Annotated in this window: 12 protein-coding genes; 5 read left to right on the top strand and 7 right to left on the bottom strand. The window is 44.0% G+C overall.

The genetic code is table 11. From position 1 onward, the window contains the following. Nucleotides 1–15: 15 nt before the first annotated feature. The 4 genes from RAH45_RS10245 to RAH45_RS10260 all read right to left on the bottom strand — a co-directional run bounded on the left by RAH45_RS10245 (nt 16) and on the right by RAH45_RS10260 (nt 4,732). The gene (locus tag RAH45_RS10245; protein ID WP_193032189.1) at nt 16–186 is read right to left on the bottom strand and encodes a hypothetical protein; all 171 of its coding nucleotides are present in this window, start codon (nt 184–186) and stop codon (nt 16–18) included. Between the two features lie 370 nt (nt 187–556). After that, nucleotides 557–2,803: a polyphosphate kinase 1 gene (ppk1, locus tag RAH45_RS10250; protein WP_306495948.1), complete on the bottom strand. Its 2,247-nt coding sequence runs from the start codon at nt 2,801–2,803 to the stop codon at nt 557–559. Between the two features lie 117 nt (nt 2,804–2,920). Then, nucleotides 2,921–3,607, bottom strand: a complete 687-nt coding sequence (gene mtgA, locus RAH45_RS10255) for a monofunctional biosynthetic peptidoglycan transglycosylase (protein WP_198328911.1) — start codon at nt 3,605–3,607, stop codon at nt 2,921–2,923. A 198-nt stretch (nt 3,608–3,805) separates the two neighbouring features. Beyond that, entirely contained in the window at nt 3,806–4,732 is a 927-nt protein-coding gene (locus RAH45_RS10260) for an IS30 family transposase (RefSeq protein ID WP_306495254.1), read from the bottom strand. 157 nt (nt 4,733–4,889) lie between these two features. On the opposite strand from RAH45_RS10260, the gene RAH45_RS10265 reads away from it, so the two are divergent. The 4 genes from RAH45_RS10265 to RAH45_RS10280 all read left to right on the top strand — a co-directional run bounded on the left by RAH45_RS10265 (nt 4,890) and on the right by RAH45_RS10280 (nt 8,581). Continuing rightward, complete coding sequence (locus RAH45_RS10265) at nt 4,890–5,204, top strand: glutaredoxin family protein (protein ID WP_102077664.1); 315 nt, start codon at nt 4,890–4,892, stop codon at nt 5,202–5,204. Nucleotides 5,205–5,241: 37 nt separating this feature from the next. Further along, nucleotides 5,242–6,429: an alpha-hydroxy acid oxidase gene (locus RAH45_RS10270; RefSeq protein ID WP_198328912.1), complete on the top strand. Its 1,188-nt coding sequence runs from the start codon at nt 5,242–5,244 to the stop codon at nt 6,427–6,429. A 264-nt stretch (nt 6,430–6,693) separates the two neighbouring features. Then, nucleotides 6,694–7,692 (top strand): rhomboid family intramembrane serine protease, encoded by a 999-nt coding sequence (locus RAH45_RS10275; protein ID WP_306495255.1) that lies wholly within the window; start codon nt 6,694–6,696, stop codon nt 7,690–7,692. Nucleotides 7,693–7,768: 76 nt separating this feature from the next. Beyond that, nucleotides 7,769–8,581, top strand: a complete 813-nt coding sequence (locus RAH45_RS10280; RefSeq protein WP_068407158.1) for a MipA/OmpV family protein — start codon at nt 7,769–7,771, stop codon at nt 8,579–8,581. Nucleotides 8,582–8,667: 86 nt separating this feature from the next. Here RAH45_RS10280 and RAH45_RS10285 read toward each other — a convergent pair whose 3' ends face one another. Together RAH45_RS10285 and fumC are read right to left on the bottom strand one after the other, a co-directional pair. Then, nucleotides 8,668–9,099, bottom strand: coding sequence for an ACP-like domain-containing protein (locus RAH45_RS10285; RefSeq protein WP_068407161.1), 432 nt, complete (start codon nt 9,097–9,099; stop codon nt 8,668–8,670). Nucleotides 9,100–9,531: 432 nt separating this feature from the next. After that, nucleotides 9,532–10,935, bottom strand: a complete 1,404-nt coding sequence (gene fumC, locus RAH45_RS10290; protein ID WP_068407164.1) for a class II fumarate hydratase — start codon at nt 10,933–10,935, stop codon at nt 9,532–9,534. 140 nt (nt 10,936–11,075) lie between these two features. Between fumC and RAH45_RS10295 the strand changes: the two genes are divergently transcribed. Continuing rightward, the gene (locus RAH45_RS10295) at nt 11,076–12,047 is read left to right on the top strand and encodes a 5-formyltetrahydrofolate cyclo-ligase (protein WP_193032201.1); all 972 of its coding nucleotides are present in this window, start codon (nt 11,076–11,078) and stop codon (nt 12,045–12,047) included. A 517-nt stretch (nt 12,048–12,564) separates the two neighbouring features. Here RAH45_RS10295 and RAH45_RS10300 read toward each other — a convergent pair. Beyond that, nucleotides 12,565–13,926 carry a Na+/H+ antiporter family protein gene (locus RAH45_RS10300; protein ID WP_306495256.1) on the bottom strand — a complete coding sequence of 454 codons (1,362 nt, stop codon included), beginning with the start codon at nt 13,924–13,926 and terminating at the stop codon, nt 12,565–12,567. Between the last annotated feature and the right edge of the window lie 162 nt (nt 13,927–14,088).

Below are 14,088 nucleotides of genomic sequence, written 5' to 3' on the forward strand. Positions count from 1 at the left end.
AACAGATTAGTTTTATTATTTATCAGTACGCAAATCATCTTCGATAAAAGGCGTTTTTTGCTCTTCGCTTAGATTTTCTGGTTCATCGACTTGCTTGTTATCTGCTAGGTTTTTTTCGATTTGTTGACTATCTGCTTGTTCTGCAGCTTTTTTTACATCAGATGTGTCATTATTGGTATTACTCATGGGGCAATTCCTCTTATTTATAATTTATTTATAATAAAATTGTGCTAGCTATGATTAGCTTGTCCTTGCTCGCTCTTTGTAAATTATTGATATATAGACTGTCGTCTATCAGAGACGAGGTATAACTTAATTATAAGAATAATTTTTGACTGCTCACCAGTGTACTGCGGTATCAATGTGTGAATAAATGTGAGGTTAGCCGACAGTTTGTAACTTGCTTTTCATCAGTGCGCTACTTTTTTGGTAATTTATTCCGCAACTTTATAAGCGCTGTTAAACAAAAAAACCAAGACCCGATAAATACGGATGCTTAGTTTTTATTTGGGCTTTTCAATGCTTATTGAATCGAAAAAGGTTGTTGAAAAATAGTCTAAGTTGACTCGCCAACGCCATTAATGACCTTTAATAAATGCTCTTGTGCGATATGCGGCGTTTCATCTGCCGCTGGTTGTAATTGCTGCCAAACGCCATTACCGTCAAGCGTCCAAGCCTGAGTATTGTCTTGTAGATAGTTGATTAAACCATCTTGATAAATTTGCTTAAATAGCTTTTTGTCTTCGATTGGGAACGCCACCTCAACGCGGTGGAATAAGTTGCGGTCCATCCAGTCGGCGCTGCCGCAATACAAGCGCTCATCGCCAGCATTATAAAAGTAATAAATGCGCGTATGCTCCAAAAAGCGCCCAATCACAGAACGGACAGTGATATTTTCGGACAGATCCTTTACCTGCGGGCGCAGACAGCACATGGAGCGCAAAATTAGCTCAATCTTAACGCCTGCCTGCGATGCATCATACAATTTATCAATCAGTCGGCGCTCGGTCAGCGCATTGACCTTGATGATAATATGAGCGCGTTTGCCTGCTTTGGCTTGAGCAATTTCATCATCGATAAAACTCATGAGCTTTTCATGCAAGGTAAACGGCGCATGTAGGAGTTTTTTTAGATTGGCAGGTTTACCCATACCCGTCAGCTCTTGGAAGATTTTGTGCACATCCTCTGAGATATCAGGGTCGGCGCTAAATAAACCATAATCGGTATAGACTTTGGCATTGGCAGCATGATAGTTGCCCGTACCGAGATGCACATAACGACGAATTTTATCGTTTTCACGGCGAATGATAAGCATCAATTTGGCGTGAGTCTTGTAACCGACGATACCGTAAACCACCACCGCGCCTGCTTCTTGCAGATAATTAGCCACTGCGATATTTGAGGCTTCATCAAAACGGGCGCGTAACTCGATAACCGCCGTGACTTCTTTACCATTGCGCGCCGCCGCCGCTAAGGCTTTAACGATTTCTGAATTGGTACCTGAACGATATAGCGTTTGCTTAATGGCGAGCACTTTTGGGTCACTTGCTGCTTGCCACAATAGATTGATAATCGGTGAAAACGCATGAAACGGATGATGAACCAAGACATCGCTCTTACGCATCGCGGCAAACATACTGGTCGCTTTATCGAGCTTATCAACTTCACGGCGGAACGGTTTGGGGACGACATGGGTAAAAGGCTGATAACGTAGCGCTGGGATATTAAAATCAAACAGCAAGCGCGTTAAGTTGACAGGCCCATTGACGCGATAAAGTTGATTGTCATGTAGCTCAAACTCATTGAGCAAATAATCGCTAATCGGCGCTGGGCAATCGGTAGTGACTTCTAAACGTACCTTGTCGCCAAAGCGGCGGTTTTCAAGCTCGCCCTCTAGTGCCTTGGCAATATCATCGACATCTTCTGCCAAATCCAAATCGGCATTGCGCGTTAGTCTAAATTGATGACAACCAGTGACATTCATCCCCGGGAACAACTCACCGATATGCTCATGAATCACCGCCGATAGCATCACATGATGCTCTTTACCACCCGTCAGCTCATCAGGTAAACGGATGACACGTGGTAAGCTGCGTGGCGCTGGTACAATGGCGAGATTGATATCACGACCAAAGGCATCTTTGCCCTCTAGCGTGGCGATAAAGTTTAAGCTTTTATTCACTAAGCGTGGAAATGGATGCGCCGGATCAATACTAATCGGGGTCAAGACTGGTGAAACTTGCTCGGTAAAATACTGCTTCATCCATGCCGATTGCTCAGGAGTTAGCTCATCACGTTTGAGATAACGAATATCTTCTTTAGCTAGGGCTGGCAATATATCTTCATTTAAAATGCGGTATTGCTCGCTGATGGCTTTATGAGTGACAGCAGAGATTTCTCTGAGCACTTCGCTTGGGCGCATACCATGAGCGCTGGTTGAGACATCACCCATATTGAGTTTTTGCATGATACCGGCGACACGAATCTCAAAAAACTCATCCATGTTGGAAGAAAATATAATGAGGAAAAACAAGCGCTCTAACAAAGGATGGCGCGGACTGGCGGCCTGCGCCAGCACCCGCAGATGAAACTGCAACAATGACAAATCGCGATTGATATAGCTGCTCGGCGAATAGCTGCCATCGTCGAAACGCTGCCAATCTATTTCGCTCAAGCTCTTGGTCAAGCTTGCTGTTAGCTCTTCTTCTGTTTTGACCAGATTCGTGCTGAGTTCACTATCCGTTTTTGTACTAACATTAATACTATCGTTAATTTCATGATCGTTATTTTGCTTATTAACCATCTCTGCCACCTTTTTAATCCTTTACGTGATCGATATGCCGTCATCTTTTACTTTTTATGAACGCTATTTAATGCCAACCGACAATTTAAGCTAATTACATGCTAAGCCAATCGTTTTCTAAGCGGATTGCGGTAAGACGGCATTTTTCATGCGTTTTTTAATGATACGTTGTTTGTTGCGCAAGCGTTTGTCACTTTGATGACCTTCGTAGTATTTTGGATTGGTCAGCATGGCGATGAGCAAAGCCGATTCGTCACGATTTAAGTCGGCCGCTGATTTATCAAAATAATGCTGGGCGGCAGCTTCAACACCATAAATGCCGTTACCAAACTCAGCGACGTTGAGATAAGCGGTCAAAATGCGCTGCTTATCCCAAAAGGTTTCTATCATTACTGTGATAATCGCTTCTTCAGCTTTACGGGTATAAGAGCGATGCGAGGTAAGAAATAAATTTTTGGCCAATTGCTGGGTAATCGTTGAGCCGCCCGCTGACATTTTGCCCGTTTCTTCGTTCTTTTTCTGTGCCGCCTTAATGCCTTTCATATCAAAGCCATTATGCTGGCTAAAGGTCGAATCTTCACTGACAATCGCTGCTTGTTTGGCAGATTTGGCAATGGCGTCATACTCAGCCCACGTTTGCGTGACCGTGCCACCCGTTAAACGATGGGTCAGCATAAACATGCTATTATTAATCGGCTGGGTCTTCCAAATCAGTAGCAGACCTGCGACCAATATATGAAAAGCCACCACCAACAACATGAATGCCAGTAATAAGCGTTTGAGAAATGTGCCAAAACTTGCCATGCGAGCGATATCCAAGTAGTTAAAAAATAGTCAACATAATAAACTGTTAACCCTAACGCGTTAATCATAAATAGCAGGTCATCTTACCTAATCTCACAATCGCTGTCATTATTTACCCTATTTCTTTATTATGTAAATACTGCCAAGTGCTACGAATACTTTTCTTTAAAAACTTAGATTAACACACCAAGTGCAACGCTAATTAATATTATAGAACGCCTGCATAGGCGTTTTAAACCCTAAGCGTTTTCTTGGTCTGTTGTTTAGTTTGTTCTCAATGTCCTGTATTTCATTATCAGAGACTTGTCTAAAGTCACAGCCTTTAGGCAGATACTCTCTGATCAAGCCGTTGGTATTTTCGTTGGTTCCTCGCTGCCATGACGCATAAGCATCGGCAAAGAAGAAAGGGCTAAAGAGCTTTTGTTTCACCTTCTTATGCTGAGCAAACTCTTTACCATTGTCAGAGGTAATGGTCTTAACCTGCAACCTCACTGGCTTTAAGAGCTCTATCATTGCCTCTGATACTTGCTGGGCCGTTTTATTATCCACACGTTTCATCTTCAGCAGCCCCGTTTTACGTTCAACGAGCGTGACAATCGCTTGCTTGTGATGCTGACCGATAATGGTATCCGCTTCCCAATCACCAATACGTGAGCGTTCTTCAACAATACAAGGGCGTTCATGAATCGAGACTCTGTCATTGATACGGCCTCGGGTCTCAGCAGTTAGACGCTGCCGGTATGGTTTGGCTTTACGTCTGAGACACTGCCATAACTTGCCGCCCTGTCTCTTGTCCTTCCATATATAGCGATAGATACTCATGTGGTTAATACCACCATGAAACCCGGCTATTTGCTGGGGACTCCAGTTCTCTTTAAGCTTGTCTGTCACCCATGCCCAGATGTCAGCCACAATAGTTGTGGCGTTGTTAGCCCGTCTATCACAAGCCTTGTTATTAGCATGCTTTGCTCGGTAACCTCGTAGGCTTTTATTACGCCTAAGCTCTCTTGATATGGTACTGGGACTTCTGTTTAACTCTCGAGCTATGAAATTAATACTATGTTTTGCCCCTATTAGGGCATAAATCTGGTATCGTTCCCCTAGGCTTAGATGCGTATAGCTCATGGTTGCAATCTCACTTTGGTCGGTGGATAAAAACTTTGATGCTAGCGCATCTAGGTCTTTTTTTCACCTCACATTTGGTATTGCACTTCATGTGTTAATCTAAGAAATTTAAAACTAACGCTTGGCGATAAATAGATATAAGAATAAGAGTGTAAATATGGCTAATAATACAGTAGCAATGTTACGGGCACGCATGATTGCCGCCAATCCCAATCTTGGTACGGCTGAAAATCAGGATAAATGGTGGCTACTCGGAACGACTGGCTGTCATCTTTGTGACATCGCTGAGCAGCTGCTTAGCCAATTTCAAGCGGTGCAGCCGATACGCTATCAGTATGTTGATATTGCTGATTTTGATGAGGTGCTGATGATGGAGTTTGCTACTACGATTCCTGTGATATTGACGCCATCAAAACGCTTGAACTATCCTTTTTCAGTGTTGGATTTGCAGCAATTATTAGCAGCGTCATAAAACAGACAACGTAAAAAATGATAATAATGAGAAACTTATGAAAGATTTAAAGAAAATAACGGAAATTGAGGATTTGCGCCGTGTTGCCGAGCGTAAAGTACCACGGATGTTTTATGATTATGTCGATTCAGGCTCATGGACTGAGACTACTTATCGCAACAATGAAACCGACTTTGACCGTATTAAATTGCGCCAAAGGGTTCTGGTCAATATGGAAGGGCGCTCGCTTGCCACGGATATGCTGGGCTCAAAAGTCAAAATGCCCGTTGCTATCGCCCCAACTGGCTTTACTGGCATGATGTGGGCCGATGGTGAGATTCACGCCGCACGGGCAGCGGAGAAATTTGGCGTGCCCTTCTCGCTTTCAACCATGAGTATCTGCTCTATCGAAGATGTCGCAGAAAACACCAGTGCGCCGTTTTGGTTTCAGCTCTATGTGATGCGCGACCAAGAGTTTATGGCAAATCTGATTCGCCGCGCTAAGGCGGCCAATTGTTCCGCGCTTATCTTAACCGCGGATTTACAAGTGCTCGGACAGCGCCATAAAGATATCAAAAACGGTCTATCCGCGCCGCCAAAACCTACCCTTGGTAATATATTGAATCTCATGACCAAGCCGCAATGGTGCATGAATATGCTCGGCACCAAACGTCATAGTTTTGGCAATATCGTCGGTCATGCCAAAAACGTCGAAGATATCTCATCGCTCTCGGCATGGACGGCTGAACAGTTTGACCCGGCGCTAAGCTGGGATGACGTCGCACGCATTAAAGATATGTGGGGCGGCAAGCTCATTATCAAAGGCATCATGGAACCTGAAGACGCCATCATGGCTGCCCGTAGCGGTGCCGATGCATTAGTCGTCTCAAACCATGGCGGCCGTCAGCTTGATGGGGCGTTGTCTTCCATTGCCGCGCTCGCTGATATCGTGCAAGCGGTACGAGCGGAAAATAGCAATATTGAGATTTGGCTCGATAGTGGTATTCGCTCTGGTCAAGATGTGCTCAAAGCACTCGCTGTAGGCGCCAATGGTACAATGATTGGTCGCGCATTTTTGTATGGACTTGGCGCTTATGGTGAAGATGGTGTTCGCCGTGCGCTAGAGCTTATTTATAACGAGTGTGATATCAGCATGGCGTTTTGTGGTCATACCGATATCAATCAAGTGACGGATGACATTTTGGTTAAAGGCACTTATGAGAATCTTAAAACTCATGCTTATTAAAAAGCCAGTCCTTATTAAAAACCCAGCTTTATTAAATATTGATATATTCAATTTGATCTAAAAAGGATATGTTCAAAATAGCATGCTGCTAGAATAAATTTTCCTTGCTTGCTGTGTGCTTCGCACTCCAGAGGCTTCGAAAAATTTATTCTAGCAACCCTATATCGTTTTGCAGTTGAATCGACTATAACCCACTTATGGGTGACACGCCCTAACCCTAGCCTTTATACTCTACTCATCACTTTTTATTGATAGTTTGCGTTTATGACCATTCAACAATTATTAAAAACCGCGCCCGTCACCACTTTGCTATTAATAAGCTTTATCGGCTTATTTATCATGCAGGTGCTGAGCGGCGTCGATGCTAACAATCCATCGACTGAAGCATTGCTCAAATGGGGCGCCAATGCTTTGCCTTATACTATGGATAATGAACCATGGCGCTTGGCAAGTAGTGCCTTTTTGCACATCGGTCTGATGCATTTATTGTTTAATGGTTTTGCCATGTATTTCTTTGGGCAAATCGCCGAGCCGATGTTTGGCTCAGCGAAGTTTTTGGCGTTATTTTTACTGGCGGCAATCGGTGGTAATTTACTGAACAATTATATCACGTGGCAAGGTATTTTGGATGGCACTGGTCAACCTGGGCTATCAGCGGGCGCGTCTGGCGGTATCATGGGTATCGGTGCCGCGCTATTGATAGCCGCGCTGTTTAAAATATCAGTCAATGGCATGGTGCTCAATCTGAAAAGCCTAATCATTATTATGGGCATCAATTTGGTATATGGCTTTGCCGTACCGGGCATTGATAATGCCGGTCATATTGGCGGCGCGGTCACAGGATTGGTGATTGCATTGGCGTTTGCTATCGCCTACCGTCAGCGCTTGGCTGCTACGCTACAGAATGTGCCTAGCGCAGCGCAAGACATTTATCAGACTACTTATATCAATTCTCCAACAAGTAGCGATACTGACTTTTCTATCCCTACTTCTACCCACGCTCCTCGCTTTGATAATGGGGGTAGTTTTGATAATAACAGCAGTTCTAATCACGACTCTGCTGTAAACTTACCCTTAGATAGCTATGCTAATCAAGCAGCCCTTAATCACAGCAAAATTAACGAACAACAAACAGTGACCAAATCGACGTTTATTTGGCAATTGCTACCGTGGCTGGTCATGCTGCTGATCAGTATTGGTTTTATATGGTGGTGGCAAGATATTCATCAGCAAATACTACAAGTGCTCGCCGCCATTGAGTAAAATGCCAGACTTATTTATTATTCTATTTATCGACTCTGTTTTTATCATTTATCCCACCCACTTATGAGAGCAAATCATGTTTAAATCATCAGCGCTATCGAAACCGTTGACGCGCACTGTCCTTAGCGCATTGACCGCCACTGCCCTATTTAGTGTCGCCAGCATCTCTAACGCCGCCCTCTTTAAAAACAACTTACCAACTGATAAAGATGCCATTTTAAGCGTCGGCGTCAACGTCATGGCAGTCAAGTCGGCTTATGATTTGGAAGACAGCACCGACATAAAAGTATTGCCGGGTGTGTTTTATGATAACAACAGAATCTACGCACGCGGTGCGCAAGCGGGCGCTTATATCATCAATGATGGCACCAATCAGCTAGCCGCTTATGCTCAGCTCGATGGCAGCGAGTTCGACCCTGACGATGCAACTGGCGCCCTGCAAGGTCTTGATGAGCGTAAAGCCTCAGCCGCTGCCGGTCTATCCTATCTGCGCCGTACGCCTGTTGGTGGTTTCCGCCTGCAAGTCGCGACTGACGTGTTAGATAAAAGTGGTGGTAATACAGCGCGCTTGACCTATCTTGCTAAAATTACTAAAGATAAGCTGACCGTCTATCCAAGCATTGGCTTTGAGTATCATGATGCTGACTACAATAACTATTATTATGGCGTTAGTGCGCAAGAGGCAGCGAAGACAGGCGTCGCTGCTTATGAGTCAAATAATAGCTTAAACCCTTATATCAATATTAGCGCTAATTATGACTTTAATGAGCGCTGGGCAGGATTTGCCAATCAAAGCTTAAGCTATCTGCCAAATGAACAATACGATAGTCCAATGGTTGACTCGCGTACGGATGCCACGACGACGCTAGGATTGCTTTATAAATTTTAGTTAAGCACGTATATGCAATAAAAAAAGACCTTGCCACATTATATGACAAGGTCTTTTTTTATCTAACTCTATTAACCTGCTAAAAACTAGCCTTTAAGCTTTTTGATAGAGGCAACATTACAGCCTTTATAAAGGATTTCACGGCTAGCGTTTTGGATATTAGCCGATGATTTATGATAGTTATTCAAACGCAGCGCACCCGTCATAGTACTAAAGTTGTCTTCATCACCAAACACGGTATCGACATCGTCAGAACGACCTAAGTTAATTGGTAAAAATCTTTTTTTGCCATTTAGATTGGCTTCTGCAAAGGTCGGTAAATACTCTTTGTTAAAACCGTAAGTCACGCTGATTTTCTTATCGCTTTGGCAAGTATAGTTGACTTGTCTAATTTTAACAGCGGTATCATAACTCTCGCTTGGCTCCATCACTTGGTCCGAGTAAGCCATGGCAGAACCAGAACCCAACATCGCCATCATAATACCCGCTGATGATAGAGCGGCAGTTAACTTTTTCATAAATTACCTCAATGATATAAATAGAATAGTCATAGATAAGAAAAATATGGACGTTAGCGGCGAACTATTTTTAGTTAGTCTAATCGTTCGCTCTTATTATCTTTGTCGTGATTTAAAATTTTTTTTAAAACTTTCATTCACGAGCCCTTATCTATACACATATTCTAATTAAAATTTTGTTTGCGCTGTTATAACTATTAGTATGCTTGTTGTCTGAGCGTAAGACATTGTTGCGCGCGATGTATGCGCCTTAATTCATAGGCAAAAAAAAGACCCTGCTCATTCCTCTATAAAGGATGGCAAGGTCTTTTCAAATAACTGACTTCTCAGTGGAACAAATATCACACTGCTACAAGGAAGATGAGCGCAAATTGCACCTGTCGTACATTAAGCGAGTCTGACACCGTAGCAGGTCGTTATTCGGTCAACGACTTAAGAAGGATGCACCATATCAGCAGGGGTTACCCACTCATCAAACTGCGCTTCAGTTAATAGTTCTAGCTCAACGGCAACTTGCTTCAAAGTTTTGTTTTCTTTATAAGCAGTCTTGGCGATTTTTGCTGCGTTTTCATAACCGACATGACGGTTCAAAGCAGTCACTAGCATTAATGAATTATGCAAGAAGTCATCGATTTTGTCTTTGACTGGCTCAATACCAACCGCACAATTTTCATTAAAGCTATTGCACGCATCACCCAATAGCTTGATAGATTGCAACAAGTTAAAGGCAATCACTGGCTTATAAACGTTAAGCTCAAAGTTACCTGACGCACCTGCCATGCTGATGGTGACGTCGTTACCCATCACTTGCGCGACGACCATGGTCATTGCTTCTGACTGGGTTGGGTTTACTTTACCCGGCATGATAGATGAGCCTGGCTCATTTTCAGGAATCGTCAACTCGCCTAGACCACAGCGAGGACCTGATGCTAACCAACGGACGTCGTTAGCGATTTTATTTAAGCTGCCAGCTAGCGTTTTGAGTGCGCCAGAAGCAAATACTTCAGCATCACGAGCGGCTAGCGCTTCAAATTTATTTGGTGAAGTGACAAACGGTAAGCCTGTTAATTCAGCCAATTGCTCAGCAGCTTTTACCGCATAATCAGGATGGGCGTTTAGACCTGTACCAACCGCTGTGCCGCCTAGTGGCAATTCATATAGACCTTGTAGCGCGTTATCGATACGAGTTAATGAATGGTCAAGCTGGCTGACATAACCGCTAAATTCTTGACCTAGGGTCAAAGGCGTCGCGTCTTGCAAATGGGTACGACCAATTTTAACGATACTATCGAATTCTTTGGCTTTAGCATCTAACGTATCGCGCAATGCTTTTACCGCTGGGATAAGCAGGCTATTGATCTGACGAGCAGCAGCAACACGAATCGCGGTTGGGAAGCTGTCGTTGGTAGACTGTGCATGGTTAACATGGTCATTCGGGTGAATCGGCGTATAGCTGCCGCGCTCATTGCCAGCGATTTCGTTAGCACGGTTGGCCAATACTTCGTTCATGTTCATGTTTGACTGGGTACCAGAACCTGTCTGCCATACCACCAATGGGAACTGATCCGTTAGACCGCCGTTGATGACTTCGTCAGCAGCTTGCACGATTAAATCGCGCTTATCGCCTTCGATACGCTCAAGGCTCGCATTGGTAATCGCAGCGGCTTTTTTCACTAATGCCATTGCTTCAATCATCGGGCGTGGCAAGGTCTCGCCACCGATTTTAAAGTTCTCACGGCTACGCTGAGTTTGCGCACCCCAATAAGCGTCAGCTGGGACTTCCACGTTGCCCATGGTATCTTTTTCGGTACGAGTTGCCTGATTCTGTGTCGACATAACTACCCTCTTTGATGGTTTGTTGTATAGCTGCTTTGAAAAAGTGCAACACACGCTGCACATAAAGGAAAATACGATGTAAAGTGGCGTTATGATAGCATGACTTATCACAAATTTCTCCAAGTCCGTGAGGCTAACTGATGTCTAAAAACACCGGCCAACAACATTCTGCTACTGCATTATCTGATTCGCTTTCTAAGTTATCGGCTGATGACGCTCACTCAAAAAACGATGTCAAAACCGCTGATAGCTTGGCTAATCCACCCAGACGACAATTTACCCGCCAGCGTCGGCAATTAACGGCTGGCGAGCGTAGACGATATGCGCACATGGCAAGTTTACATTTAATCAAGTTGCAACAGCGCTTACCTCCGCATGCGCGTATTGGCTTATATTATGATGGCTTTGGTGAGCTGCCCACTCAGCCACTGTTGGACTGGATTATACGTTCGAATTATCAGCCGTATCTGCCAGTGGTTGGTTCGCTAGGTCGTACTAGAAATGGTAATGATGATAAACGTCTGCGCTTTGTGCCTATTTATCAGTCGAAACTGCTGAATATACCGACGCGCATTCACAGCTTAGGTATGAATCAAAACCATCATCGCAGGTTATTATGGGCACGAGAGTTAGACGTCATTATCTGTCCATTAGTGGCGGTTGATAATAGCGGCAATCGTATGGGCATGGGCGGCGGTTTTTATGATACAACGCTTGGTAAAAGCCATCAGGCAGGGTTAAAAAAACCATTGAAAATTGGTTGGTGCTATGATTTTCAAGTGGTTGAGCAATTAGAACGTCAACCATGGGATGTACCATTGGATGGCATAATTACGCCAAGTGGCTTGAGGTGGTTTAAACGAAATCAGATTACAAGCCGCCATGACAAAGCATCTAGCGCTGATAGTGTTGATACGTACTTACGAGCATCGGGAGATGATGACGCTAGAGAGAAGCTCTACTACAGTCAAGAACAATCCTTCAACTCCGACGAATTAGCAAAGGTGGTTAATGAGAAACGCTTAAATGAGTTGCTGGCGCAAAGTGATGAGTTTTTGGCTAGTTTAACTGGTGAGATTGGGGATTTTGAAGATGACAATAAAGACCCATAAAGGATTTGCAAAGTCAACAATGAGCTACTTTCGCTCAAAACCACTAAGGGTAGTTTTTACTATCTTGTGGATCATTTTCGTCGGTCTTATTATCACGTTAGGTTTTAGCACAGATCCCTATTTACTTCACGTTCAGAATATTCCTCCTCCGCACCCCTATCCTATAGAATTAGTCGTTATATTAATAATGGCGATGCTGTTTCACTTAAGCCTACTGGTAACTATGGATGTATATATGGATAGTCGCTGGAAGTTCTTCGCTATGCTGTTGACTAGCATTTTATTTTTATTTGGTTTCGGTATGATGGCGATGCATGCACCGCCGTCATTAGGTGGGATGATTTTTTGGACATTCCTGTCATCTTTACTATTTTTATTGCTTTGCTTTCGGCAGGTCTGTTTATTTTTTTTAAGACGATTTTTTTTGTAGAGAATCAGTTTAATAACAAGGTAATTGACATTTTAAAGCTGGGTTAAAAACCCAGCTTATACCAAACTCTACTTAACTTTGATAGCTTTACAACACCATCGCCGCAATCCAACCAAATACCAATAACGGAATATTGTAATGGATAAAGGTTGGTACCACACTGTCTTTGATATGGTCGTGCTGGCCATCAACGTTTAGGCCAGAGGTTGGTCCAAGCGTCGAGTCTGACGCAGGCGAACCGGCATCACCAAGCGCGCCAGCTGTACCAATAATCGCCACGGTTGCTAAAGGTGAGAACCCTAAAGAGATACATAGTGGTACATAAATCGCCGCCAAAATAGGAATAGTTGAAAAAGACGAACCAATACCCATGGTCACAATCAAGCCAATCAATAGCATAATAAATGCAGCCATTGCTTTATTACCCGCAAACAATGACGCCGCGCCATCAACCAACGGCTGTATTTGCTCGGTCGCTTTCATGACTTCGGCAAAGCCTTGGGCGGTAATCATAATAAAGCCAATCATCGCCATCAGCTTGATACCATCATTAAAGACCGTATCGGCGTCACGCCATTTGACCACGCCCGTTGCCATAAAGACGCCAAAACCAAACATTGAGCCGAGTAATAATGAATCAGTATAAAGCTGTACGACAAAGGCTGTGACGATAGCAATTAGCGCTACGATGGTTTTCATTTTACTTTGCGTTTGGGCATCGGCAGCTGTTTTGCTTAACGCGTCTTTTTCTACTATCGCATCGCGAGCCTCTTTATCAATGGCTAATTGGGCATACTGGCGCGGCTTACGATAGCTGATAAATACCGCCACTAGCAAACCAACAAGCATACCCAGCGCTGGAATCGCCATAGCTTTGGTGACCGAAATATTCGATACATCAATACCGGCTTCACCGACGTTTTTAAGCATGATTTGATTAAGATAAATATCGCCAAAGCCATAAGGGATAAACATATACGTGGTCACAAGACCAAAAGTAATCAGACAGGCAATCAGGCGTCTATCGATTTGCATACGGTTAAAGGCAAGCAATAAAGGCGGTACAAGCAGAGGAATAAAGGCGATATGAATCGGGATTAAGTTTTGGCTAAAGCAGCTCATGGTGACGAGCCCTGCAAACAGCATGTATTTAATCATGCCACTGGTGCCACCGGCATCAATGCGTTTAATCACCGCCCCTGCCAAAGATTGCGGCAAGCCCGAATGCGCAATCGCTACCGCGAAAGCGCCCAATAAGGCATAAGACAACGCAATTTGCGCGCCATTACGGATACCTTCTTGAAAGGCATTTAAGGTATCGGTCATACCAAGACCCGCAATCAGCCCACCTGCCAGCGCGCCGATTAATAAACTGAGTACCACGTGTACCCGCGCCAAAGACAGGCCTAGCATGATGACTACCGCTAGTAGCACCGCATTGATGGTCATATTCTCGCCCCTTACCCTATGTTTTTTGGTCCGCTATTGACTATTGGCACGCTATTAGCACATTGCCGACCTATTTATTTCGCCCTAGCGTTTTAACTCACACGTTAACCCATATAGTTGCTATTTGAACGGAGCGTTTAAGACGCGCGTCATTTTACCTGA

The organism is Psychrobacter sp. van23A (genome assembly GCF_030845275.1).
GTDB lineage: Bacteria > Pseudomonadota > Gammaproteobacteria > Pseudomonadales > Moraxellaceae > Psychrobacter > Psychrobacter faecalis.

What these genes read in the sequence shown, in the direction of transcription:
- RAH45_RS10245 (WP_193032189.1), bottom strand. Translation starts at nt 186, where the DNA reads ATGAGTAATACCAATAATGACACATCTGATGTAAAAAAAGCTGCAGAA.
- ppk1 (WP_306495948.1), bottom strand. Translation starts at nt 2,803, where the DNA reads ATGGTTAATAAGCAAAATAACGATCATGAAATTAACGATAGTATTAAT.
- mtgA (WP_198328911.1), bottom strand. Translation starts at nt 3,607, where the DNA reads ATGGCAAGTTTTGGCACATTTCTCAAACGCTTATTACTGGCATTCATG.
- RAH45_RS10260 (WP_306495254.1), bottom strand. Translation starts at nt 4,732, where the DNA reads ATGAGCTATACGCATCTAAGCCTAGGGGAACGATACCAGATTTATGCC.
- RAH45_RS10265 (WP_102077664.1), top strand. Translation starts at nt 4,890, where the DNA reads ATGGCTAATAATACAGTAGCAATGTTACGGGCACGCATGATTGCCGCC.
- RAH45_RS10270 (WP_198328912.1), top strand. Translation starts at nt 5,242, where the DNA reads ATGAAAGATTTAAAGAAAATAACGGAAATTGAGGATTTGCGCCGTGTT.
- RAH45_RS10275 (WP_306495255.1), top strand. Translation starts at nt 6,694, where the DNA reads ATGACCATTCAACAATTATTAAAAACCGCGCCCGTCACCACTTTGCTA.
- RAH45_RS10280 (WP_068407158.1), top strand. Translation starts at nt 7,769, where the DNA reads ATGTTTAAATCATCAGCGCTATCGAAACCGTTGACGCGCACTGTCCTT.
- RAH45_RS10285 (WP_068407161.1), bottom strand. Translation starts at nt 9,099, where the DNA reads ATGAAAAAGTTAACTGCCGCTCTATCATCAGCGGGTATTATGATGGCG.
- fumC (WP_068407164.1), bottom strand. Translation starts at nt 10,935, where the DNA reads ATGTCGACACAGAATCAGGCAACTCGTACCGAAAAAGATACCATGGGC.
- RAH45_RS10295 (WP_193032201.1), top strand. Translation starts at nt 11,076, where the DNA reads ATGTCTAAAAACACCGGCCAACAACATTCTGCTACTGCATTATCTGAT.
- RAH45_RS10300 (WP_306495256.1), bottom strand. Translation starts at nt 13,926, where the DNA reads ATGACCATCAATGCGGTGCTACTAGCGGTAGTCATCATGCTAGGCCTG.